Origin of the sequence: Pseudalkalibacillus sp. A8 (genome assembly GCF_045920555.1) — a bacterium.
Lineage (GTDB): Bacteria > Bacillota > Bacilli > Bacillales > Fictibacillaceae > Pseudalkalibacillus.
Map to the genome: position 1 here is coordinate 2,776,921 of NZ_CP174509.1, position 26,442 is coordinate 2,803,362.

Sequence of the window (26,442 nt, forward strand, 5' to 3'; positions counted from 1 at the left end):
GAGAGGAGTGTGTTACAAATGGCAGAAGTTAAAAGTGTTCAAGAACCGAAGACTGGAAAAATTGGTTTCTCCATCAAGGCATCAGTTCTTGGTAGTATTGTCGCTGGTATTATATTTGGCATTGCGATGCAGATGATGGGGAAATTAGGCATGGTGGCAATGTTGGTTGGCTCTGAAAGTATTGCGGTAGGATGGATCATTCATCTAGTAATCAGTCTTATATTTGGTTTAGGATTCGGTATCATTGAATCAGGAAGAAAAAACATATATGGACTGGCCCTTATTTATGGAATTATTTTGTGGGTGATAGGTCCTCTCTTGATCATGCCGACAATGTTAGGCATGGGGGTTATGATTGGCGCCGCATTTACAGGGGCACAACTGATGAACCTGATGACACACATTGGTTTCGCCTTGATTCTGGCCTTCGTTTACAAAAAAACGAAATAGAAATTGAAGGCTGCCCTTACCCGGCAGCCTTCATCACTAACCATTATCATTCTGCTTTCTATCTCGATTTTGTAAACGGTCTTGTGCTAATAAAAAAGAAGAGAATACATTCACTTATATTTTTAATAGACTTTGTTAAATTGGATTAGAGGTATTGCAGGATTACGATGTTTATTATCATGGTGATGATGATCCAAATGAAGACCATGGTCTTCACGGAGAATCCGCCTATTTCCTTATTGATCAAAATGGACAACTTCTATATCAAAAAAGGCAGACAAGTCCATTTGGTAGACCCGGCATAACAGAGATGCGAAAAATAATAAAATATATATCGAAAAATTTAAAGTAATCGCTTAATTTAAAATTGTTTTCCGGTCGATAATTAGAGATAGGTCGATATTGTAATACTGATTTTATCAAGCACCTCATGAAAAGGTAATCCTATTACCATTAATTGAGGTGCTATTTTAATATGGAATATCCTGAAGCACATGGAATTATCATTTTTAGTTAGAGAGTTCCCAAAGTAAATCTGATTTATAATAGAAGTAAATTAGACAGATTATATTCTATTGAAAGGAATTGAACTGTGAAAAAATTATTGCTGGTGGGTGGAGGACACGCACATCTATATGTCATTAAACAACTCCAACGGTATACAATTCCAAATGTAGAAGTCACTTTAATATCACCAGATTGTTATCAATATTACTCAGGAATGATGTCTGGATTCATAGAAGGACTTTATGAACTATATGAGATAAGAATAAATTTGAAAGATTTGGCTCAACGATCCCAAATAAATTGGGTTAAAGACAAGGTAATGGCTATTCATCCCAATGAAAGAAAAATAGTGACCGGAAAAGGTGACTTATACGATTATGATGTCATTTCATTTGATATTGGCTCATTAACGAGAGGTTTAGAATTACCTAGAGTGTCCGAATTTGCTACTCTAATAAAACCCAATTATCATTTCCCCGACGCTATAACGAATACAGAAGTTGCTGAAAAAATTGTTATTGTAGGTGGTGGAGCAGCTGGAATTGAAATAAGTTTGGCTCTTAAAGCAAGACGACAAAAACAGGGAATCAGAACTGAGATTACACTTATTAGTTCAGGTGAATTATTGGCTAGTGAAAACAAAAGGATATCCAGAAAAATAGAAAAAATCATTTTAGGAAAAGGAATTAAACTTGTAAAAGGTGAAACCGTCCAAGAAGTACAAAGCCGTGCTCTATTTACATCAAGTAATACACGGGTGGTATATGACAAGTTAATATGGTTGACTGGTCCGAAAGCACCAGGCTTATTCAAGGAGTCCCAATTGCCAACCGATGAACAGGGATATCTGCTTGTAAAGGATACCTTGCAGGTTGAAAAGTACCCTTCTATTTTCGGGACTGGGGATTGTATAACGCTGGATAATCATCGAGATCTTGCTAAGACTGGAGTATATGCAGTAAGACAAGGACCCGTACTATTCAACAATATCTTGGAATTTGTAAATAACTCGGATAAAAGGGAATACTTCCGGCCTCAACGTCACTTTATCGCAATTCTGTCGACAGGTAATAGGCAAGGATTTCTCATTTATAGAGGAAGAGGGTATTCAGGAAGGTGGGCATGGCATTTAAAAAAGTGGATAGATAGACGTTTTATAAACAAATATCAGAACTAAAACAAATTGAAAAACTCCTGTATGTCACACTCCTAGCCGAACATTTATTTGAACGTACCTATTCATTAAATGCGAATTCAATTTTTCAAAAATCAATAGATACATTCGTGCCAAATTTGTGCCAAGTGAGATTGAAAAATGATAAAACATTTTAAAAAGGAAATCAGAAAAATCCTGATATAACAACGTTTTTATAAGTATTAAAAAAGGTTTGATAGTGTTTTTTAATTAAGTTCGAAATGGAAGGTTCAACTGTGTAACTTTAGGGAGGTTCAATAAGGATTCTGATCTTCAAGATTACAATAATCGTTATTAATATTTAAAGCAGCCTATAGCTTTTGCTTTCTTAACCATTAAGAAAAGTAGAATCCTTGACCAAAATTTGACCAAAATAATTTCAAAAAATATGATTTCCTTTAATATATAAAAAACATAAATGCTGATATTACAGCACTTTTAGATATGCTTTGAGGAGATCTGAAAGGGTGAGATATGTTCCGTACACAAGTTCATCCTTGGGAACAAAACTAAATTAATTCCTTCAACGCTCTTGCTATTTGTAGTTGAGGGTTTTTCTTTTGGGGTTAATAAAATTTTGTTAATTGGCTTTTCCTCAGCATTTGGGGCTAGATCCGGTTAAAGATATATTCAACCTTCCTACACTATCTCTTCATTTTACCTTCCTTTGTTCTCCTCATTATAATTATTTGCTCATCACTCGGTAAAGGATCTGCGTGTTCGAACGGCCACAACCAAAACCAAGTCGGCTAAGCCAGCGTAAACTTGGTGAAAAAAGAACAGAAAACGCTGGCTAAGTCATTGGGTTTTGAGTATGGCCGTAATATCTCACTTGATGCTTACACATACTTACGTATCCTTCTACACTCGTTTTCGCAAAAATTCCTTTCTTTTCAAACAAAGAAAGGAGCTGTTTCATGATGGAAACAATTTATGAGGTTCAACGGATTAGACAGGTGATTTCAGAGGTGGAAGGAAGGCAAACACACATTATACGTTCTCCAGAAGATGGTGCTAGAGTGGCTGCTGGGTTTATCGGTGAGGATGATCGTGAAGTGTTCTTTGTCATGTGTCTCAATACGAAATTGCCGTGCATCGGTGCCATGTTGGCTCTATCAATGCAAGTATTGTGCATCCGAGAGAAGTATTCAAAAGTGTAATCTTGAATAACAGCGCAGCCATCATACTATGTCACCAGCATCCTTCCCAAGACACAACCCCGTCCAGAGAAGATATTGAAGTAACAAAAAGACTTCTAGAAGCTGGACAGATGATGGGGATTGAGGTATTGAATCATCTGATTATTAATACAGAAGCGGGGTTACCAGTTTGAAAGAAAAAGGATATGTAAAATAATTTGGAAGGTGGAAGGAGCATAGCTCCTTCCCTTCTTACTTAAAAATTCTTATCATTCGTTGGTTGTGTCTTCAGCTAATATCTCAACTGTAATCCTTATTTATGGACATTACACGAGGATGGAGTTGATCTCCTTCCTTTTTTTGTACTTCAGTTCGTTCAATGGGGCATCGAACCCCATTGCACAAAAAAGATTTGAGAATTGAATATGTTCCGATCAATGGAAGAAGTTTAAGAACCAGATAATTAATGAAGGATTAATACGGTTACGATTCAACAGTCTTTATGCTTAAAAGGATGTTGGTATGTTAACGGAATCGTAAGTAAGTTTCTTTTATTAATTCACTTAAAAAAATATATTTTAAGATACAATAGTTGTCAAAGTATATTTTAATTGTTATATTTAATATATCAATTAAAACATTGCAAGGAGTTACAATGAGCAAATTATATAAGAAAATTTACTTTGATATTTTAGAAGAAATAAAAAATGGAACACTGAAAACTGGGGATAGAATCCCCTCTGAAAATGAGCTTGCTGAAAAATTCAATGTAAGTCGTATTACAACAAAAAGAGCTTTAGATATGTTAGCTCAAAGAAATATAATAGAACGATATCGAGGAAAAGGATCCTATGTTTCCGATATTAACACCGCTACAAGTAATTTAACGATAGAGAAAGAGAATAACCTCTTTCTATCGAATTCCAAACAAGAATTAGTTGGATTTATCTTTCCAGGGTTTGGGAGTGATTACGGCAGTAAACTTCTCGATTCAGTTGAGAAAAGATGTTCTAAACATAACCTAGCTATGGTCATGAAACAAACATTAGGTAATCCTCAATTAGAAGAAAAAGCAATAAATTCTTTAGTAGATCTTGGTGTTAGGGGATTAATCTTATGGCCGTCTCCAGGAAAGCATTATAATAATGCATTACTAAGGTTAGTTATAGAAAATTACCCACTTGTTTTAGTAGATAGATACTTAACAGGAATACCTTCAAGTGCTGTTTGCATTAATAATAAAATGGCAGCAATTGAGTTAACAAACTATATGTTAGAAATTGGACATAAACATATCGCTTATCTTACACCTCCAACAGGGGGAACTTCTTCTCTCGAAGATAGACTAATGGGATTTCATGTCGCAATGGCGGACAAAGGTGTAAGAATTAAACCTGATACGATTTTACAGAATATAAGGAGTACACTACAAGGAAATTCAGATATTAATAATAGAAAGTTAAGAATTGATGAAAACGATAGAAATGAAATAAAAAAATTAATTCAGAATAACCCAGAAATCACTGCTTTCATAACAAGCGAGTATTTGGTTGCTGTTTTATTATATGAAGTATTAGTCTCATTAGATAAAAAGGTACCAGAAGATTATTCTATTGCATGCTTTGATACGCCAACAGGTATAATAGACAAACCACTCTTCACTCATATATTACAAGACGAAGAAAAAATCGGTGTTAATGCTGTTGATTTATTAATTAAACATGTACAAGAAAGTGATACGCCTCCAATTCACTCTGAGGTTGGATTTAAGGTCATTAAAGGAAGATCTACACAATCGAGATCAATAAAAGCAATTCAATAATAGAAGCTATGTTCATTTGAATGTAGCTTCTATTATTTTTTGTTCTTAAGAATGGAGACTCACAAAACCAAAAAACAGGTGTGAGATAAGTTTTTGTAATCATGAATCAGTTTCATAAATCCCTACCTTACGGTCCCAAGGGTTTTGAAACAACAAAAAAGGAATACCTCCCCAATTATCGATAAAGAGTAAGTAACCACACAAACTTTCGAAACAAAAGGAGGTCTCCTATGCCTATTAACGACAAGAAAGTCTGTTTGACATGATGGAATTATATGATTTGGAACCTACCCAACGATATGATGAGATTTTTTCTGCGGTTTGTATTGATCTAATCGTCAGTGTGGTGGCGAAATAATCCAATCGTGGAAGACCTGTTGAATTGAATTATCCAGCGATGATTCAATCACTTATCGTTCGAGTGGTGGAACGTATTCCAGAAATTCAACTCTTGGTTAACCGTCTTAACTACGATCTTCAATTCAAGTTGGATTGTGGCTTCCTTGTGTCGGACTCGGTCCCATCCGAAGCCTCTTACTCAAGGATGATTTCAAAGATTGAAGAAACGAATGTTCTTAAAGAGACTGATCATCAGGTCCTTCAGGATGCCCTAAAAGAGGGATTCATCGAAGATGACCCTAATGTAGCGATCGATGCCGGTCATTTCACATCCAGAGATAAAGCCTTCATCGCAAAAGAGAAAAAACCAAAACCCAAATTAAAGAAACGCGGAAGAAAAACGAACAAAGAACGTGAACAATGGCGGAAAGAAAAAGAGGCTTACGAAGCCTCCTTAGACCAACTTGATGTACCCTACCAAGTTCTTCGAGATGAGATACCGATAGATCCCAATTGGGGCTATAAGAAAAATAGCGAAGGAAGAAACGGATATTGGTATGGCTATAAAGGTCACTTTACGGTCGATACGAAAAACCAATTTATCCTACATTCCATGATGTCCACAGCCAAATTAAATGATGGAAAGGCAGCGATCCCTTTACTCAAAGGAATCCAAGAAGTACTTCCCACTTTGAAAATTAATCATGCGATATTAGATAAAGGGTATGATTTCAAAGCCATTTACCAACAGATCTATTCAATGAAAAGCTATTCAATCATCGCCCACAGGACGAAAAAAGAAGCTGAGTTCGATGGATTTGATGAAAACTTCGCTCCCACTTGTGTACGAGAGCATTCCTATCGTTATGATAGTTTTGACAAGAAGTATCAAACCCTTAAATATACGCGTCCCAAAGAATGTGCCAGTTGTCCCTTAGCCAATGATTCTCTGAGTCAAAAGGTTTATAAAGTGAAGATCGAGACTGATCTACGACGTTACAGTGCACCAGCCCGAGGCTCAAAGGCATGGGATGACCTATATAAAGAAAGGACCGCAGTGGAACGAGTAATCGCTTATTTAAATGAATTTTTTCAGTTAGGCAATGTACGATACCGATCCGGAAAACGATTAAAAGTCCATTTTGATTGGGTCACACTCGTTTACAATATGATGAAATTAGCTAACGCACGGATTAAAGAACAATCAATCACATTTAACAAAGCTGCTTAAAAAACGATATTTTTATATACTGGATTTTTATCCATTTTAAAAAAGATGAATTATGAAACTGATTCATCATTGTTATAATTACAAATTCTCTTATATTAATTCACCCTCAGCTTCGAGCTTTTTGTAAAATCAAACTTAAATTTTCAGAATCTTGCAAAAAAAGTGTTGACATGTTTAATTTTAAGTTGATATAATAACATCGTAATTAAACGGAATTGATATACCTATTAATAAAAATAGTAATTTGATATATCTTCCGTGTATACATATATAATTAATTTTGATGTCCAAGCATGAGGGTCGGGCAATAGGTTTTAGAATACATCATTTTCAACTAAATGTAAGCGCATTCATTTTGTTGAAAGAGATCACTTCTTTTATTGTGTAAAGTCATCCTAGATTTTATATATAAGGGGATTACAGAGGATTACAATTTTAAGAGGAGGTAAGTACTTGTGAAAAATCGAGGTAAAAAAGTTGGTGTTTTCTACCTGACGCTTTTTCTTAGTTTCAGTTTACTTTTAACTGCATGTTTGCCAGAAGGATCAAGTAGTGGTGGTAATGCAGAAGGAAAGACAGAAATAACTTTCTGGCATGATGCAACTGATATCGGTTTGCAGGCATTAAAAAAAATGGTAGCAGCATTCGAAGAAAAAAATCCTGATATTAAAGTGAAAATGGTATATACCGAAGCAAGTGAAGGAGCAGACCAAAAACTTTTAACTGCTGTAGCTGGAGGTAATCCACCCGACGTTGCGCTTTTTGACCGATTTAAGATTGGTTCATGGGCAGCTCAAGATGCACTTACAAATTTAACAGATATGGCTGCTTCTGACGGTATAACTGAGGAGATATATTACCCATATGCTTGGGAGGAAGCGAACTACAAAGGGAAATTGTATGGTCTTCCTTATACAACAGATTCACGTATGCTTTATTATAATAAAGACCACTTTAAGGCAGCTGGGTTAGATCCGGAAAATCCACCTAAAACAACTCAAGAATTAGAAGCAGCTGCAGAAAAGTTAACGAAAAAAGAGGGAAATCGTTTTAAACAAATTGGTTTTATCCCATGGTACGGACAAGGTTGGATTTACGGTTGGGGATGGAGCTTTGGTGGAGAATTCTACAATAAAGAAACTGGTAGAGTAACAGCAAATGATCCTGAAATTGTTGAAGCACTTACATGGATGGCGGATGTCGCTCAAAAATTCGATGTAGAGGATATTGCTGGATTTGAAAGTTCTGCAGGCTCTGGGGCTATGGACCCGTTCATTTCAGGACAAATCAGTATGAAAGTAGATGGGAACTGGACAATCAGTGCTATAGAGAAATACAAGCCAGACTTGAATTATGGTGTAACACCTATACCTACTCCAACTGGTACTGATTTCACTACTTGGTCTGGTGGTCACGCTGTAATCATACCAAAAGGTGCAAAAAATGTAGAAGCAGCTTGGGAATTCGTAAAGTTTTTCGGTACTGAAGAAGGACAAGAAGTATACTTCGCAGAGCTTCCTGGTGATCTTTCAGTAATACCTACTGTTAACGAGAAGTTAGGTCGTGGTGATAATCTAATGCTAAAGAAATTTATCGATATCCTACCAAATTCTCATAGTAGACCAGTTATACCTGAAGGGCAATTAATGTGGAATGAAATAGTAGATGCAAGAGAAAACACCGTTAGAGGTAAAGGTACTGCGCAAGAAAACTTAGATAAAGCGACAGAAGCAGTAAACAAGGCACTCGAAAAGTATAAGTAACCCTTAGGGCAGGGGGATCTACTTCTCCTTGCCTTCACTTTTTAAAAATTGAAAGGGGGAATCTATATGGCGGAAGTTACTAAAGGTACTCGAGTTCAACAATCAGTAGTTGTGAAGCAAAAGAAGTTATCTACAAAATCAAATCTTCATGGATGGCTTTTTGCTTCACCTTGGATTATAGGATTGTTAGTGTTTTTTGCTTTTCCGCTTATAGCATCGATTTATTTTAGTTTCACATCATACAGTATTTTACAACCAGGGGAATTCGTTGGTTTTCAAAATTACCACGAACTTTTTAAAGATGATTTATTCTGGAAATCTATTTACAATACAATTTATTTTACAATCTTTTTTGTCCCCTTAGGTATTATATTTGGGGTTGCTCTAGCAATGATGTTGAATATAAAGATTAAAGGAATGGGAATTTATCGTACAATTTTCTTTTTACCAACGCTTGTACCCCATGTTGCTTTAGCAGTTCTATGGATGTGGCTACTAAATCCTGGTTTTGGTCTCGTGAATGGGCTACTTGATATGGTTGGATTACATGGACCAAACTGGCTCGGAAGTGAAACGTGGTCTAAACCGTCACTTATTTTGATGTCTCTTTGGGGAATTGGTCAATCAGTAATCATATATCTTGCTGGACTTAATGATATTCCAGAGGAATTCTATGAGGCAGCTGAAGTCGATGGTGCCAATTGGTGGCAAAAAACCCGATATGTCACATTGCCGTTACTTACTCCGGTTATTTTCTTTAACCTGGTAATGGGAGCTATTGGGGCATTTCAACAGTTTACATTACCATACACAATGACCCAAGGTCAGGGGACTCCAGCAAACTCCTTAACGTTTTATGTAATGCATTTATACGATAATGCGTTTAAGTTTTTTAAAATGGGTTATGCTTCAGCAATGGCATGGATTCTCTTTATTATTATTATGTCCCTAACTGCCCTAATCTTTATGACTTCAAATCGTTGGGTTCACTACCAAGGGAAATAGAAAGGAGTGATATTTTAATGGATCCGAAAGCAAAAATCAAATTACAGAAAGGCTTTTCACACGTAGGTTTAATTATCGCATCCGTCTTCTTCATTGTTCCATTTATATGGATGGTATCAACATCGTTAAAACCTTTAACACAAGTGCTTTCCTATCCGCCAGAATGGATTCCTAAACCATTTCAGTGGTCAAATTACCTAAATGCAATGGATTATATACCGTTCTTTACCTATCTAGATAATACGGTTGTTATTACTCTTTTAAGTACATTTGGTGTTGTCCTTTCTTGTCCTCTTGTAGCATACAGTTTTGCGAAATTGGAATGGAAAGGTCGTAACGTTTTATTTTTCATCACCATTGCGGTCATGATGATTCCAGGTCAGGTAACGATGATTCCATTATTTTTAATATTTAACAAGTTTGGATGGGTTGGAACAAATTTACCTTTAATTGTACCTTCGTTCTTTGGTGTACCATTTTACATATTTTTATTACGTCAGTTTTTCTTGGGATTACCAGATACGTTAAGGGATGCCGCCAAAATAGATGGGGCAAGCGAGTTTCGGATTTATTGGCAAATTATGCTTCCGTTAGCGAAACCGGCAGTTCTTGCAGTTGGATTATTCCAGTTCATGGCTAGCTGGACAGATTTTATTGGCCCATTACTCTATTTAACAGACGAAACTCAATATACATTATCATTAGGACTCCAGCAATTCCAAACTCAAATGGGTACTGAGTGGGGCTTAATGATGGCGGTATCAACGATGATGACAGTGCCAATCATCATTTTGTTCTTCTTTTTACAAAAAACGTTTATTAAAGGTATTAAATTTAGTGGAATTAAATAATCGCGTAAATAGGTAGAGAGGTAACATAAAATATCATCTATTAGGAGGTCTTCATTAATGAACCCCAAAATAGGAATGAGAATACCACCAAAAATTGGTTCTAAGGGAATTAGAGGTGTTGCAGAATTCGCAAAAAGTGTTGGATTAGAGGTGGTTGATATTCCAGAGTACACCTCAGAAATCAAACAAATTTTTGAAGAAACCGGTATTGAGGTTGGCTCAATCGATGGTGTTGGTGCAGTTGGCCAAACAAAACTGCTAAATAAAGATGACAACATAAGATCAGAAGCAGCAGAGAAGTTAATACAACAAATTACGGATGTGGCACGTTTAGGAGGAAAGGTTCTCTTTGTTTGTCTAGCTCCAGAAGACATTAATCAATCGAGAGCAGATAGTTTTGCAATTTGGAAAGAAACATTCCCGGAAATTATCAAGCAAGCTGAAAAAGAAGATGTCTACTTTGCGATTGAAGGATGGCCAGGACCTGCACCACAATATCCAACCATCGGCTGTACACCAGAAATGTGGCGGGCAATGTTTAACGCAATTCCTTCAAAACATCTTGGATTAAACTTTGATCCATCACATATGGTTCGACTTGGCATTGACTACTTACGTGTTTTAAATGAATTTGGAGAAAGAATTACTTATTGTCATGGTAAGGATACGGAAATCCTTCTTGATGAGCAATATGATTTTGGGATTCTTCCTGCAACATTTGATGTGAAATATAGCTTCTCTGAAGGTCCTTGGCGATATACAATTCCTGGGTATGGGCAAGTAGATTGGGGTAAAGTGGCTACACGTCTCGAACAGCTTAATTATAACGGACCAGTAAGTATTGAATTAGAAGACCATCGTTTCTGGGGATCTGTTGATGCGGAATCGAAAGGAATCATTAAAGCAAAAGAACACTTAGAAAAATTTTTTGAATAAGTTGACTCTTGTAAAAACATTGTAACTGCTCCCATCTTTTTAGTTAGGGATACTCGTTGATCATTTCGCCCTTAACTTCGTGATGCAAATTGTCAAGCCGATGATCTGACCTTTAAAAGTAAAGACGATCGTGCCGTAACACTGATTCAATCGTATCAACTGTTAGATAGGATTCTTCGCAGCTTAAACTTAGTCCCTTAAAAATATTTTGAGATGAATCTACCTATATCTCTTTCTTACGTAATGTTGTCTAATTTAGCAAGAGTCAAGTTAAATCATCTTTTTTTGAGGTTGAAACATAAGGTTCCTTTAGGGGTGAAGAAAATGGAACAAGTAAAAATCGGCATTATTGGGACAGGTGGTATATCCTATGTTCATGGCAAGCAACTACAAGAACTTGCACACGTGAAAATTGGAGCAGTCGCTGATCCAAGCGAAAAGAAAAGAGGGGAATTCATTACAAAACTCAACTTAGAAAATGCAGAGCAATTCTCTGACTACAGTGCGATGATAGAACAGGTGAATCTTGATGCAGTTGTCATCTGTTCTCCGCACACTTTACATTTTAAACAAGCGACGGAATGCTTAGAAGCTGGCTTGCATGTATTAGTGGAGAAACCAATGACATGTTCTTCATCGGAGGCAACTAGATTAATAGAGACAGCAAACAAAGAGGGGAAGATTTTACAAGTTTCCTACCAGCGTCATTTTCAACCGGAATTTCTTTTTATTAAAGAATTCATAAAGCAAGGTAAGATTGGAAAGCTAACATCTGTGAATGCTTCATTATATCAAGACTGGAAGCCATTGACGGAAAATACCTGGCGACAAAATCCAGCTTTATCTGGTGGCGGTATGTTAATGGATTCTGGTAGTCATATTATTGATATTTTACTCTGGACAACGGGGTTGCAGCCACAGGAAGCTCGCACAAATATTGAGATGAGAGATTGTGATGTGGAAATCAATTCGTTTACAACACTGCGATTTCCAGATGGTTTAATCGGTTCATTAAATATAGTTGGAGATGCTCCTTGCTGGCATGAAACATATGTATTTGTCGGCGAGTTTGGAGCGATCTTTTATGACAATGGAAGGTTAACCATCCGTTATTTAAATGAAGAGCCGGTTTCCCCTGAACTTTCAGAGCAAACAACAAATCAGGATAAAAATTTTATCGATGCATTACTAGGACTTGGAACTGATTATGTAAAAGGAGAATTTGCTCTAAGGGTTGTTCAATTAACAGAAAAGATTTATAAGGAAGCGAATTATCAACCTATTATATAGGATGAATTGTAACGGGGAGGGGATGTTGAAAGGATCCATTGGTGCAAGAGAGACTATAGGTTGAAAGTATACCAAATGAAACAGAACCAGGGTAAATCCTTAACACGCAACGTAAATTTTAGATGCAATTTATGAATCTACGATAAAATTAAGCAATTTACTTCCGCTAAATACTAACTTAAAGGGAGATTATTATGTCACATAAAATTAAGATTGGAATTATTGGTAGTGGTGGAATAGCAGGTTCCCATGCAAGAGCATACCTGAAAATGGATGATGTTGAGATAGTCGCTGTATCCGACATCATACCGGGTAAGGCAAAGGAATTTATTGAAAAGTCAGGTATAGAAAGTGCAAAACCATTTGATAGTCACAAAGAGCTTTTAAAATTAGATTTGGATGGTGTAAGTATTTGTACCCCGAATTTTTCCCATCATGAAATAAGTGTTGATTCACTAAATGACGGAAAACATGTACTAGTTGAAAAACCGATGTCAGTAACACTGGATCAATCTATTGAAATGGTGCAAGCGTCGAAAAAAAATGACCGACTTCTTTCTGTTGGCTTTCAGCCTAGATATGATCCAAATATGAAAGTAGTTAAAGATCTTGTTCAATCTGGTACCCTTGGAGATGTATATTACGTGCAAACTGGTGGTGGACGTCGTAGAGGAATCCCAGGTGGAACATTTATAAATAAGAAACTTGCAGGTGCTGGTTCCATGGCGGATATTGGATGTTACTCCTTGGATCTTGCGTTAAATACACTAGGGTATCCCAAGCCGTTAACGGTTTCTGCCTATACTTCCAACCTATTTGGAACAAATCCAAAGTATTTTGGTCAAGCAGATAAGTTTGAAGTAGAAGACTTTGGTGTCGCACTAGTCAGATTAGAAGGTGGCAAGGTCCTCAACTTCAAGATCTCTTGGGCAATGCACATGGACTCCTTAGGACCAACTATTTTCCTAGGAACGGATGCTGGATTAAAACTTACACCGGCAGGTAGTGGACCATGGAGCGGTGTATGGGATGGAGGTATTGGTTCGATCAGCTTGTTCCATGATGTGAATGAACAGCATGCGGAAACGAATATACCTGTAAAATCTCATAATATAGACATTTTTTATGAAAAAGTCCATGATTTTGTCGTGGCAATCAAAGAAGATAAACCAGCTCCAATTCCTGGCGAACAGATTCTCTATAATCAAGCCATTGTCGATGGTGTTTTGAGATCAGCAGCGCAAGGAAGAGAAGTTGAAATCAAATTACCAGAATAAACATCAATTAAACGAATGAACAATTATACTAATACCAATTGAGTGGAGAGCGTGTGGAGTAACAATGTTAAATTTGAAAACTGAACATTAAATGTAAAAAGATAGAATTCTGATTTTCAGCTGTATCAAGGTAAATCCTTCCTTTGATCTCCTCATTGTAATTATTTGCTCATGACTCGGTTAAGGGCCTTCGAAATAAGAGATCCTCTGGCCGTTTAGATGGGTGTAATCATTCTATACTTTTATTGGAACATAGGCTTATCGATTATAAAACCTGCACTTGTTTTCTTGGGAAAATTCTCTTTTATAAGCGTATGGAATGATTATTTTTGACCGTTAGTTGTATTAACTGATTCAGCTAAATATATATACACAGCAAGTTATAAATCAACTAAATAGAATTTGCAAAACAGACTACGGATTAGTAATCGGGAGTTCGTTATTAGCTACTCTTCCATTAATTATTTTATTTATGTTTGTCAGTCATCGGTTTATTTTAGGTACGAAAAAATTTTGGGTACCTTTTTTGTACCGTTAGGAATTGCGAGAAGGCACAGAATCCGAAGAATAAGCTTTATGGATTTTATCATAAATTGGGAGGAGATACTTTTGACTGTAAAAGTCGGTTTTATCGGGACTGGTGGCATAGCAAAGGAACATTTAAATAATTTAGCTAAAATTCAGGATACAGAAGTAATAGCATTTTATGACATTAATTTGGAAAGAGCACAGAAAGAAGCTCTAGCATGGACAAATGCAAAAGCGTACACCGATGTGAATGAATTGTTAGATGATCGAAGGCTTGATGCAGTATACATATGTGTCCCACCAATGGCACATGGAGAAGCAGAGAATGCAGTCATTGAAAGAGGGATTCCTTTTCTTGTTGAAAAGCCACTTGGAATCGACAATCGCCCTACGGAAATTCTTAACAAGATCGAAAAACAAAAGATTATTACCTCTGTAGGTTATCATTGGCGATATCAGGAAGCATCAAGAAGGGCGCTTGAATTACTAAATGAAAGAAAACTAGGTATGTCGTTAGGATATTGGATGGGTGGTATGCCAATGGTACCTTGGTGGAGAGTTCAAACTGGATCAGGTGGTCAATTTGTTGAACAAACAACTCATATTGTTGATTTATTGCGATATCTTAGTGGTGAGGTCTTTGAAGTTTTTGCTGCATACAGTCAGCGAGTTATGCATGAAAAGGTTGAAGGTACAACAGTTGCCGATGTTGGGACTGTAACAATGAAATTAGAAAATGGCAGTATTGCCACGATTTCTAATACGTGTTTATCTCCGGTGGGCCATAAAGTTGGTCTAGATATATATACAGATCAGGGAATACTCGAAATTAGTAATGCAGGTCTGAAAGATATCAAAGCTGAATCTGTAACAGAGTACAAAGAATTGGTTAACCCTTATTTTGTTGAAGATGAAATCTTCATTAACGCAGTTCTTACAGGAGATTCTTCAATGATTTTATCTGACTATCGAGATGCACTGATTACTCATAATGTAACGTTAGCAGCAAATAAGTCTGCGGAAGTTGGAAAGCCAATCAATTTGAAGGAGTTGTCACATACATGAAATACTCCCTTTGCATTGGGGCTTACAAAGGAAAAGATGTCATTTATCATCTTGAGAAAATAAAAGAACATGGATTTAACGGTCTAGAGTATTATGGTTGGTGGGATTTAAATATTAAAGAGGTGGCTAAGGAACAAGAACGAATTGGGGTAGGAATTATTGCTACTTGCACGAAATTCTTTAACTTAGTAGATGAAAAAAGACGCTCAGAATATATTAATGGCCTAAAGCAAACAATCGAGGCTTGTAATATCCTAGGAACAAAGTCGGTTATTACTCAAACAGGAAATATAATCGAAGGTGTTCCTCGTGAAAAACAACAACAAGCGATGGTTGAAACCTTAAAGAAATGTGCACCACTTTGTGAGAAATCTGGAATTATATTGGAAGTTGAACCGTTAAATGGTTTAGTTGATCATAAAGGACACTTTCTTCAATATTCGGATGAGGCAGTTTCCGTCATTGATCAAGTAAATAGTCCAAATGTAAAGCTGGTATTTGACGTTTATCATCAACAGATCACAGAAGGAAATGTCATTCGAAATGCAAAAAACTATATTGATAGAATTAGTCACTATCATATAGCTGATAATCCTGGTAGAAATCAGCCAGGTACTGGTGAATTGAACTATATCAATATCTTAAATGCCATCAAAGAAACAGGTTTTGATGAATATGTTGGTCTAGAATGTGGGTATACAATTGATACTGATGAAGCATTAGAGGAGTTTAAACAAACTATTTTAAAAAATGTGGAGACATTGACAGCATAGATATTTTTCCTTTCAAGCGAAAAAGATCGGGTTGATAAATTGAAATCGGATCCGAAAGGATTAATTAATGAGGGAATTGGTTCTAACTACGATACATTTGCAGGTATGTATCGTACAATTCCATTAGCTGGCGGCCCTTTCGGAGACACTAGCCAACTCAAAAATAATTAAAAAAGTGAAAGCAACTAAAAGGATCTTCCGATTGACGATCTTTTTTCAATGTCGATTACATCTGATTATTGTAAAATAGGCTGGGAAAAAACTTTTTTATTCTTAATCCGTATTATCCCGTAATCGGGTACAATTCTAGACTCGAGAATCATGCCTTTTAAATATGTGATTACCCTCATTTATTTGAGAATTTTCTAAGTATAAATTTTTTCTTTCCACTTGAAGATACTCAAATTATTTTGACTTAATAAAAGTCCAATAATCACCAAAAAAGCTCCAAATAAAATGATAAATGGTTATGGACTAGATGGTTTATTAAAGTATGTGTAAGGTCTTTGACAAACAAAAAAGGACAAAGTACTCTCTGAGTTATCACCACAATAACCAAACGAGAGGGGCACTTTGTCCATGTCTCATTCTAACACAGAGAACCTAGATACTGCCAATATCCTTAAAATCGCGATGCAGGAAGTACTCAAAGAAAAAACGGAATTGATCCTTCGAGAAGAAATCCAAAATGCGCTGAAAAATGAACCGTTTGGAGAAAATAATGCCCGGAATGGTTACTACTCCCGAACACTCGCCACGGTATATGGGAAAGTGGAAAACCTTAAAGTACCCCGCGATCGCAATGGTGACTTCCAAACAGCCATGTTTCAGCCCTATAACCGTCGTATGGTAGCTGTTGATGAATTGATTATCCAGCTCTATCAACACGGTGTAGGCGTACGCCAAGTAGGAAAGATCATGAAAAACCTTTTGAGTGATCAATATTCCCAAGGGACGGTTTCTAATGTAACATCGGCAGTCATGGATGACGTCAAAACCTGGCAGAAGCGCCCTTTCGTATTATAAGGTCAACCAGAAATATTTTCTTATCTGGTTAACCTTATAATACGAAGGGCGCTTTTCTGAAGTACCTACTGTAATAAACTCTATTTCTTTTTTGTAACAAAGAAAAACAAAACCGCTATTACAAACAAGCCAATAATAAAAAATAAAGGTTCAACAAAAGAAAAAAGATCCTAATAAATCATTTCTAAAGGTTCATAATCTAGAACCTTAGCAGCTACATATAAAGGGATCTTAACAGATGAACGAAAGTACAGTTGAGTTTGATCTTTAACAATATTTATTAACGATCTTCCACGAACGGGCGCGATTCTGAAACAAGAGTTGTGCTCTTTCTTTATGAAAAGGGCCATTTTCTGGAGTAAATAAGCTGATGAGTTTGCATTTATAACCTATCAACTTCCATTTTAAAATCTATCTTATTTTTGATAACACTTTATCGAACGTATCACATAACGTTCATAGGTTTTATATTCAGAATAGAAAAAGTTTTCAGAAAGTATTGACGATTAATAACCTCCATGTTAATTTATATTTAACTACCATACAACATGTTACATGGTAAAACCAGAGTTTTGTAACCGTTATCAACAGCAAATCTATAAAAAATGGGGTGAGAGTTTTTGGAAGAAAAAAATGTTAGTCAAGATAATTTCACAAAGACATGGCAATCGAAGTTTTTAAAGTATATTGGTGTTATTTCAGCCCTGACATTATCGGTGTTTCATTTGTATACTGCCTATTCCGGGATATTTATAACTTCAATTGTTCATTACGCAATACACTTTTTGTTAGTCACTGTAATCTTCCTAACGATTACCAAGCCTTTAAGTAAAGTTAATAAACATTTGATATGGCTAGATCTTTTATTTTTAATCTTAACTATCTACTCAATTGGTTACGTCATTTTAAATTATTATGATGTCTTATCTATTATGGGACCCACCACAATGAGTTTGGAACAGAAATTTTCAGCAACAATATTATTAATCCTCGTCTTATATGCAGCATTTAGAATTAATAAGGCCTTTTTTATACTTAGTATATTAATGCTACTATATGGGCTTTTTGGAAACTTTTTAGGAGGGCCTTTCCAGCACGCTGGAATGAGTATGGACCGACTTGTATACCTGATTTCTTACACTACAGATGGAATCTTCGGTGTAGCCCTGGGTATATCAGCCACGTACTTATTTATTTTTATCTTTTTTGGCGTCGTTTTGGAAAAAACCGGAACTGGGAATTTTATCCTTAAGTCATCTCAAGCTTTGGTTGGAAAATATGTAGGAGGGTCGGCAAAAACATCAGTCATTGCCAGTGCAGGAATGGGGTCTGTAGTTGGTAGTTCAGTAGGAAATGTAGTGTCAACAGGAACATTAACTATACCCGTTATGAAAAAGTCAGGATTTAGACCTCATATTGCAGGTGCAGTTGAGTCGGTAGCGTCTGAAGGTGGACAAATCTTACCACCAATTTTGGGTGCTGGAGCTTTTATAATGGCGACAATGACTGGGATACCTTATGTGGATATTGCAGTAGCTGCGATAATACCTGCTATTTTATATTTTGTTTCTATTTTGGCTGTCGTTGACTTCGAAGCACGAAAGTTTAATATAAAAGGTTTAACCAAGGATAAATTGCCTGACTTTAAAAAAGTGTTTAAAGAGCAAGGTCATTTATTAATTTCAATTTTAATTTTAGTCTACCTCTTATTATTTGACGGAATGGGAGTTATGAAAGCCGGTTTCTTTGCGATTATTTCATTATTCTTGTTAGCGATGCTTCGTAAGAATACTCGTTTGAAGTTTAATGATTTAATTAGAATATTAATTGATGGTGCAATTGGAGCAATTGAAATAGCTGTTATTTGTGCAACTATGGGCATTATTACAGGTGTTGTTGTTTTTAGCGGGATAGGTGCAAGACTTAGTGAAATCATTATAGGGCTTAGTGGTGGAGACATTTTCCTAACTTTAATAGCTGCTATGATTGTCTCTATTATATTAGGAATGGGTTTACCTACTCCAGTAGCATATTTAATGTCCGCGCTTTTTGTTGCACCTGCATTAGTGGAAATTGGAGTTCCGTTACTAGCTGCACATCTATTTTTATTCTACTTTGCAGTTAAATCGGGAACAACTCCACCAATTGCAATAGTTGCAGTAGTTGCCTCGAGTATTGCAAAAGCAAATTGGTTTAAAACAGCAATAGCTGCGAGTTTATTTTCATTACCGAGTTTTGTTATCGCTTATGCATTTGTTTTTCAGCCAGAATTACTGTTGGAAGGAACTTGGGGTAATATCTTGTTAACGTTTGTAACCGCATTGATCTCAGTCATGGGCTTTACAGGAGGTATTCAAGGATGGTGGTTAAGAAAATCCAATTGGATGGAAAGAGGGGGGCTTATTATTTTCTCACTATTTGCAGTCTATCCAAATACTATCTTAACCATCCTAGGCATTTTAGGAATAATTGCAATAACCTTATATCAATACATGGGGTTAAAAAATACTGCGTTTAAAGGGTATGAGAATACAAATAAAAAAGTAAGGAGTGAATTAAATTGAAAAAGTACTTAATGTTGGTGGTTGGTTTACTGTTATTGCTAGTTGGCTGTAGTTCAGAAAGCGGTGGAAATGATGAAGAGGGGGAAGACGTTACTCAATGGGCAATGGGAACATCTTCTTCTGGATCAAGTCCATATGTTCTTGGATCTGCAATAAGTAATGTTATAAATGAAAATAGTGATACACTAAATTTATCCGCACAGGTTACAGGTGGGTATGAAGAAAATTTTTCGTTAATAGAAAGTGGAAATGTAGAAGTGGCCCAGCAAAATTTATATCAATATAATTTGGCGTACTCTGGGAAAGAAGTGTATGAAGGTGAAGCAAAAGAAAATATAAGATCCTTGTTCAATGCATCCCTAATGCCAGTACAAATTGCAGTTTTAGACGAATCCAATATAAAAAGCTTTGAACATTTAAAGGAAAAGCGTTTTAATATGGGAGCACCAAGACAGGCCACACATAATATTGCTTCTATTTATTTAGATACAATTGGTTTTTCCAAGGAAGAGGATATAGTAGCTGGCGTGCAATCAACTGGTGATGCGGCTGCAGCTCTTCGTGATGATCAACAGGATGCTGTATTTCTACTTTCTAACGTACCTCATTCGGGTCTAATTGAAACGGCTTCCACAAAGCCAATCGACTTAGTTCCTATTGAAGGAGAAATAGCTGATAAGTTTATAGCGAATCTAAATAACTCGGTCGTTAAGACAACCATTCCTGCCGACACTTATGAAGGACAGACAGAAGATATTGAAACTGTAGCTTTCCCTATCGTACTATACGTGGATGAAAGTGCGTCTGAAGAAGAAGTTTATGAATTCACAAAAACATTTTGGGAGAATCTTGAACAATTACATGAAACCTTACCAGCAACTAAAAGTCTAACTCAAGAATTAGCAACTGAAGGTGTTCAAGTTCCATTTCATCCAGGGGCTGAACGATATTTCAAAGAAATTGGGGTGATGGAATAATTTAAAGATAAGTCTTAAAAAAATAATGCATCTCTTTCTAATGAAAAGAGGGGGCTGCCTACCTTAATTAACAGTAAATCTCTTACTTAACGATAGCTTTAAAAAATAATACTAAATAGAATCCCTTTATTTTGTTTCGATTTTAAACCATACATACAACGCTATTGGGTCTGATCCCGTGTATGGGCATATTACTATTCTTGTGTACATGAAAAGGACAAATAAACGTTAAGATCAGCGTTTCTTCACTAGATCACTATTCTCCCTTCTCTTTCTTAATAGACGTTTCCACGTACGGTAGTTATTACAATAGTACAATATAACTTTTTATAAATTTCGAATTCACAAAATTGATTGACACTTCAAAGAAAATGTTTTATCTTATAATTATCTTGTATGGTACATACAAGATAATGTGTTTTTGATTCCCACGGACCTATAAAATTAGTAATGATGAAGGAGAAATGCTGCTAGTTTTTATAGGAATGAAACGGTTAAGGAGGTAAGTGAAGCATTTAGCAGAGATTCGTTTCCTAATGTATATTATTGAAAGCGCTTCCTGGTTGGTTATTGAGGTAAATTTTAAAAGAGAGAGTAAGACGGTGAATAGTAAAGCTGGTGTAAAAATAAAACACAATTTGTAAGGGGGCGAAAGGATGAACAATTCTTCTTGGAATGAACTAAAACGTAAGGTGGATTGGCCGGTTTTTAGTATAAGCGGTGGTCTTCTTGTTATTTTTGTTCTTTTTTCATTCATTAATGTAGAAGCGGTTACAAAATTTGTAGGTACCGGTTTTGAGCTATCGATTCGCTTTTTTGGTGCGTATTGGCAGCTTCTGTTGTTGGCTACGTTTATTGTTGGGGCGGTGTTATCTTTTTCAAGGTATGGAAGAGTACGGCTTGGACAGCTTAATAAACCACAGATGAGTTTCTTTAAGTGGGCCGCGATTATTGTAACGTCAGGATTAGGAGCAGGTGGCGTGTTCTGGGCTGCAGCAGAGCCGATGTATTACTTTATGGAAGTGCCGCCGATGCATAAAGGAATTAGCCCTGGCACTGAAGAAGCGATCGGTCCGGCATTAGCACAAAGCTATATGTCATGGGGCTTTACAGCATGGGCTGTTTATGGGGCGATCAGTACGATCATCATTATGTATGCTCATCATAATAAAGGAATGCCACTGAAACCGAGAACGCTTTTATACCCAATTTTCGGTGAGAAGATTAAACATAGTGTATGGGGAACGTTCGCCGATGTGTTTTGTATTATCGGAGCTGCGGCTGGAACGATTGGGCCGATTGGCTTTCTTGGCCTTCAGGTGAGTTATGGCGTAAACACGCTGTTTGGCTGGCCTGATACATTTAGTACACAAGCGATTATTATTGTAGGTCTTACGGCGATCGTGTTATTTTCAACACTAACAGGGATTGATAAAGGGATTCAGTGGCTGAGTAAATTAAATGTGAATATGGCTGTTGCGATTGCTGTTTTCTTACTGCTTTTTGGTCCTGGAGAATTTATTATTAATTCGTTCGTGTCGTCGTTTGGAACGTATATAAGTGAATTCGTTCATATTAGTACGTACCGTGGTGACCAAGAATGGCTTGGTTATTGGATGTTATTCTTCTTCGGTTGGTTTATCGGCTTTGGTCCGTTAGTTGCATTACTTGTTGCAAGAATTTCACGCGGACGCACGATTCGAGAAGTATTTCTTGTCGTTTCTGTCATTGCGGCGTTAACGACAAACTTTTGGTTCACAGTGTTAGGCGGAACAGGAATTTTTTACGAATTAAGCAGTGCAGGTTCTATTAGTGGTCCATTATTTGAAAATGGTTTGCCGGCAGCGATCATTACGATTGCGGATAAAATGCCGCTTGGGGCGATTATGCCGTTTATTTTCCTAGTATTAACGATTCTCTTTGTTGTTACGACAGTTGATACGATGTCTTATTCAATTGCAATCAGTGTAACGGGTGAAGGAGATCCGCCGAAAGTGATTCGTGTGTTCTGGGCTGTCGTGATGGCAGCGATCGCGATTATACTCATAAAAGTGGGTGGCGGTGGAGTGAGCGCATTACAATCCTTCGTTGTAGTAGCCGCTGTTCCAGTGTCGATTATTATGCTTCCATTGCTGTGGCATGCACCAAGAATTGCGAAAGTACTTGCAAGAGATCAAGGAATTGTTGAAAACAAACGTTATCGTGAAGACGTAGAGAAATCAAATCATACGGACAGCTTAAACACATCCAACAGTGAAGTACAAAATAATATTTGAAATTTTCTAATAATAGGTTGACGTTCTTCTTTTCATCTTCTACAATGAGTTTTAGAGCTTGCATGGTACATGGTACAACAAAAACACAACGGAGAAGAAATCATTTAACATTTGCCTATTGTAAATTTTTATCAATACCTACCATGGTACATGGCAACTTGAGAGGGGGAGGTTGTAATCACATCCATTTTAACGACGAGTATCACGTCCCAAGTCACGAACGCGATTCGTGAATCGATCGTAACTGGAAAATATGAACCAAGAAAAAAGTTATCAGAAGCGGCGCTGTCAGAGTATTACAAAGTGAGCCGTACACCGATTCGAGAAGCATTAAAGCAGCTTGAAAGAGAAGGATTAGTCGAAATTATTCCGAGAGTCGGAACGTGTGTAACAAAACCGACTGAAAAAGAATTAACTGAGCTTTTTACCGTAAAAGAAATAATGGAAGGGCTTGCAGCAGGGTTGCTTGCCGAAAATAAAAACGAAAAGGCGATTTATGAAGTTCAACAAGCTGTGGCCGAGATGGAAAAAGCGGTACAAACAGGAGATCACAATCTCTATGTTGAAGCAAACAATGTGTTTCATACATCGATTCATAACGGCGCTGATAATTCAAAATTAAGTTATATGCTGAATTTACTGCTAAATCAAATTCCCTACAGCCGTTATGTGTATATCAGTATTGATGTCCCGAATCGTCTTGAAAATTCACTAAAAGAACACCAGACGATTCTTGCCTACATTTTAAAAGGAGATCGAGATGGAGCAGAAAAAGCGATGCGTATGCATGTAAGGTCAAGTGGCTCCCAGCTTAGAGCAGGCATCGCTAAAAAGCTTTACGTAAAAAAAGAACATTAAGGAGGAGTACATCATGAAATTTGGAATTTTTGCAAACCTTGCAGGACAAGGAAGACACGAAGAATATGATAAGGTGCTCGATGAAGCGCGCGAGCAAGCCGTTTATTGTGATGAAACAGGATATGATTCAATTTGGTACACAGAGCATCATTTTGGACATGAAGGAAACGAATTAATTTCAAACCCGATTTTAATGGGCGTTGATATAGCAGCACGCACAAAGAACATTCGCATCGGGCAGGCAGCAAACGTCATTACATTTTGGCATCCGCTTCGTTTAGCAGAAGATATCGCGATGCTTGATCAGCTTAGTAAAGGCCGGGTAGAAGTAGGCTTAGCGCGCGGCTTATACGGTCGAGAAGCAGCGAACTTAAATACACTTGCAGATCCGAAAAATCAAGAACAAAACCGTGCCCTATTTGAAGAAACATTAGATATTTTAAAGAAATCGCTTTCAAATCGATTCTTTTCTCATGAAGGCGACATTTATCAGTTTCCCCCAAAAGGATTAAAGTGGAGTCATCCGATGAGTCCGCAAAGTCCAGAGTTTATGGATATGGAAAAAGGTGAAATTAATAAAATTTCTCTTATGCCTGGGCCATACCAAAGACCACATCCACCGCTATGGCAGGTCATTGATTCACCTCGATCGATCGAGTGGGCTGCAGAAAACGATATTAAAGGAATCTTCTGGATGCCAACGGTGAAAGAATTAAAAGGACGTTTTGAACTGTATCGTGAAAAAGCTTCAAAAGCGCGCGGCTATGACGTTCCACTTGGGGAAGGGATTGCATTAGTACGCGATGTGTATGTAGCGGAAACAATGGAACAGGCTCGTCAAGATGCGGCAGAAGCTGTATTAAATAACTATCGCTGGATTTGTCACTGGCGCGGACTTGGCAACTTAATGGATCCAGGTGAAGAAGTGAAACCAGGTCAAGAGCTTGATTACGACTTTTTACATCCGCGCAACTTATTGTTTGGAACACCTGATTATGTTGCAGAGAAAATTCAAGAATTAAAAGATGAATTAAATCTAGAGTATTTAATGTTGTGGGTGAATCATAACGGCTTATCGCATGACAAAATGATGAAAAGCTTAAAGCTGTTTACAGAAAAAGTGATGCCAAGATTTCAAGAAAAAAGTGTTCAATTAAACTGGGGGTAAAAAAACATGTTGGAAATTAGAAAAGTATTTACGGTATCAGAAGAAACGCGGATTGAAGGCGGAAAAAACGTTGAAAAACCAATCAAAATGGTAGCGGCAATGGCTGTTATTAAAAATCCGTGGGCTGGACGTGGATTTGTCGAAGATTTAAAACCAGAAATTGATACGTATGCGCCAGGTCTTGGTGAACTGCTTGTAGCTGAGTTATTAAAAGCAATTGGTTCTCCTGATAATGTTGAAGCATTTGGAAAAGCTGCGGTTGTCGGGGTAGATGGTGAAATTGAGCATGCATCTGCTTATATTCATACATTAAAATTTGGGAATAAGTTCCGTAATGCCGTAAAAGGAACAAGTATCCTAAGCTTTACAAATAAACGCGGCGGTCCTGGGACAATGGTAACAATTCCGATGGTTCATAAAACAGATGAATCACAGCGCTCTCATTTTATTACGTTTGAATCAAACATTACAGATGCGCCGCGTGCAGATGAAATTGTTGTTGCAATTGGTGCATCAACAGGTGGACGTCCTCATCCGCGTACAGGAAATCGTCATTTAGATATGCAGGAAATGGGGCTTTCTTAACATGGAAACAGTATCCTTTTTTCAAAAACGTATTCGATATGAGGAAAGAGGAACTGGCGAACCGCTTATTTTGATTCATGGTGTTGGATTGGATTATACCATGTGGCAGATGCAAATGGAGAAATTATCTGACCAGTTTCGTGTGATCGCATATGACATGATCGGGCATGGAGGATCTGAGCATCCTCCTGCTCCTTATTCTCTTTCTCAGTTTGTTGAACAGTTGGCAATGTTATTGGACTATTTACAAATTGAAAAAGCGCATCTTGTTGGGTTTTCAATGGGTGGAATGGTCGCACAAGCTTTTACGCTTGAATATGCTCATAAAGTGAAAACACTTACGATTATGAGCGCCGTAGCAAATCGAACAGCATCCCAGCGTGAAGCTGTGTTAGAAAGAGTAAAAGAAGTAAAGAAAAATGGTCCATCTGCAACAATTGAGCCAGCCATTCAGCGTTGGTTTAGTGAAGACTTCATGATGAAACACAAAGAAATAGTAGAAAACGTTCGGAACCGTTTAAAGCAAAACAATCCAGCTTCTTATTTAGCATCTTACACGCTCTTTGCAACTGCGGATCAACTGTTGTTTCCTAAGCTTCATACAATTGAGGTTCCAACATTGATTGTAACAGGAGAAGAAGATATCGGATCAAATCCAAAAATGGCAAAACAGATGGGAACAGAAATTGCTTCCTCACAAGTCGTGATTGTACCAGGGATGAAACATATGCTTCCGATTGAAGGTGCGGAAATTGTGAATGAAACTATCCATTCATTTATCGAAAAACAAAGCAATGTGGTGAGATAAAGGGGGTAT

At 37.0% G+C, this 26,442-nt stretch carries 19 protein-coding genes and 3 pseudogenes; all 22 read left to right on the top strand.

Annotation, left to right across the window (positions count from 1 at the left end):
* Positions 1–18: 18 nt before the first annotated feature.
* The 22 genes and pseudogenes from ACJROX_RS14325 (at position 19) to ACJROX_RS14430 (ending at position 26,433) form a co-directional block, all read left to right on the top strand.
* Entirely contained in the window at positions 19–450 is a 432-nt protein-coding gene (locus ACJROX_RS14325) for a hypothetical protein (protein WP_408011366.1), read from the top strand.
* A 145-nt stretch (positions 451–595) separates the two neighbouring features.
* Positions 596–802 (top strand): annotated as a pseudogene (locus ACJROX_RS14330) (peroxiredoxin); the annotation flags it as partial.
* Between the two features lie 240 nt (positions 803–1,042).
* Complete coding sequence (locus tag ACJROX_RS14335; protein ID WP_408011367.1) at positions 1,043–2,134, top strand: FAD-dependent oxidoreductase; 1,092 nt, start codon at positions 1,043–1,045, stop codon at positions 2,132–2,134.
* 938 nt (positions 2,135–3,072) lie between these two features.
* Positions 3,073–3,508: pseudogene (locus ACJROX_RS14340) on the top strand (JAB domain-containing protein).
* Between the two features lie 438 nt (positions 3,509–3,946).
* Positions 3,947–5,113: a GntR family transcriptional regulator gene (locus ACJROX_RS14345; protein ID WP_408011368.1), complete on the top strand. Its 1,167-nt coding sequence runs from the start codon at positions 3,947–3,949 to the stop codon at positions 5,111–5,113.
* A gap of 262 nt (positions 5,114–5,375) precedes the next feature.
* Positions 5,376–6,683 (top strand): annotated as a pseudogene (locus ACJROX_RS14350) (transposase).
* Between the two features lie 455 nt (positions 6,684–7,138).
* Positions 7,139–8,446, top strand: a complete 1,308-nt coding sequence (locus ACJROX_RS14355) for an ABC transporter substrate-binding protein (protein WP_408011369.1) — start codon at positions 7,139–7,141, stop codon at positions 8,444–8,446.
* A gap of 66 nt (positions 8,447–8,512) precedes the next feature.
* The gene (locus ACJROX_RS14360; RefSeq protein ID WP_408011370.1) at positions 8,513–9,451 is read left to right on the top strand and encodes a carbohydrate ABC transporter permease; all 939 of its coding nucleotides are present in this window, start codon (positions 8,513–8,515) and stop codon (positions 9,449–9,451) included.
* A gap of 17 nt (positions 9,452–9,468) precedes the next feature.
* Positions 9,469–10,302 carry a carbohydrate ABC transporter permease gene (locus ACJROX_RS14365; protein ID WP_408011371.1) on the top strand — a complete coding sequence of 278 codons (834 nt, stop codon included), beginning with the start codon at positions 9,469–9,471 and terminating at the stop codon, positions 10,300–10,302.
* A 57-nt stretch (positions 10,303–10,359) separates the two neighbouring features.
* Positions 10,360–11,238: a sugar phosphate isomerase/epimerase family protein gene (locus tag ACJROX_RS14370; RefSeq protein ID WP_408011372.1), complete on the top strand. Its 879-nt coding sequence runs from the start codon at positions 10,360–10,362 to the stop codon at positions 11,236–11,238.
* A 324-nt stretch (positions 11,239–11,562) separates the two neighbouring features.
* Entirely contained in the window at positions 11,563–12,528 is a 966-nt protein-coding gene (locus ACJROX_RS14375) for a Gfo/Idh/MocA family protein (RefSeq protein WP_408011373.1), read from the top strand.
* 194 nt (positions 12,529–12,722) lie between these two features.
* The gene (locus ACJROX_RS14380; RefSeq protein ID WP_408011374.1) at positions 12,723–13,805 is read left to right on the top strand and encodes a Gfo/Idh/MocA family protein; all 1,083 of its coding nucleotides are present in this window, start codon (positions 12,723–12,725) and stop codon (positions 13,803–13,805) included.
* Between the two features lie 609 nt (positions 13,806–14,414).
* Entirely contained in the window at positions 14,415–15,398 is a 984-nt protein-coding gene (locus tag ACJROX_RS14385; protein ID WP_408011375.1) for a Gfo/Idh/MocA family protein, read from the top strand.
* Positions 15,395–16,171, top strand: a complete 777-nt coding sequence (locus tag ACJROX_RS14390; protein ID WP_408011376.1) for a hydroxypyruvate isomerase family protein — start codon at positions 15,395–15,397, stop codon at positions 16,169–16,171. Before ACJROX_RS14385 ends, ACJROX_RS14390 begins: the two co-directional genes overlap by 4 nt.
* Positions 16,172–16,750: 579 nt before the next feature.
* On the top strand, positions 16,751–17,197 hold the full coding sequence (locus ACJROX_RS14395; RefSeq protein WP_408011377.1) for a transposase: 447 nt from the start codon (positions 16,751–16,753) through the stop codon (positions 17,195–17,197).
* A gap of 620 nt (positions 17,198–17,817) precedes the next feature.
* The gene (locus ACJROX_RS14400) at positions 17,818–19,761 is read left to right on the top strand and encodes a TRAP transporter permease (RefSeq protein WP_408011378.1); all 1,944 of its coding nucleotides are present in this window, start codon (positions 17,818–17,820) and stop codon (positions 19,759–19,761) included.
* Positions 19,758–20,738: a TAXI family TRAP transporter solute-binding subunit gene (locus ACJROX_RS14405; RefSeq protein WP_408011379.1), complete on the top strand. Its 981-nt coding sequence runs from the start codon at positions 19,758–19,760 to the stop codon at positions 20,736–20,738. The genes ACJROX_RS14400 and ACJROX_RS14405 overlap by 4 nt, the downstream gene beginning before the upstream one ends.
* A gap of 656 nt (positions 20,739–21,394) precedes the next feature.
* Positions 21,395–23,014 (top strand): BCCT family transporter, encoded by a 1,620-nt coding sequence (locus tag ACJROX_RS14410; RefSeq protein WP_408011380.1) that lies wholly within the window; start codon positions 21,395–21,397, stop codon positions 23,012–23,014.
* Between the two features lie 201 nt (positions 23,015–23,215).
* Complete coding sequence (locus tag ACJROX_RS14415) at positions 23,216–23,872, top strand: GntR family transcriptional regulator (RefSeq protein ID WP_408011666.1); 657 nt, start codon at positions 23,216–23,218, stop codon at positions 23,870–23,872.
* Between the two features lie 13 nt (positions 23,873–23,885).
* Positions 23,886–25,040 (top strand): LLM class flavin-dependent oxidoreductase, encoded by a 1,155-nt coding sequence (locus tag ACJROX_RS14420; protein ID WP_408011381.1) that lies wholly within the window; start codon positions 23,886–23,888, stop codon positions 25,038–25,040.
* A 6-nt stretch (positions 25,041–25,046) separates the two neighbouring features.
* Positions 25,047–25,625 carry an amino acid synthesis family protein gene (locus ACJROX_RS14425; RefSeq protein WP_408011382.1) on the top strand — a complete coding sequence of 193 codons (579 nt, stop codon included), beginning with the start codon at positions 25,047–25,049 and terminating at the stop codon, positions 25,623–25,625.
* A 1-nt stretch (position 25,626) separates the two neighbouring features.
* On the top strand, positions 25,627–26,433 hold the full coding sequence (locus tag ACJROX_RS14430; RefSeq protein WP_408011383.1) for an alpha/beta fold hydrolase: 807 nt from the start codon (positions 25,627–25,629) through the stop codon (positions 26,431–26,433).
* The last annotated feature ends 9 nt before the right edge of the window (positions 26,434–26,442 follow it).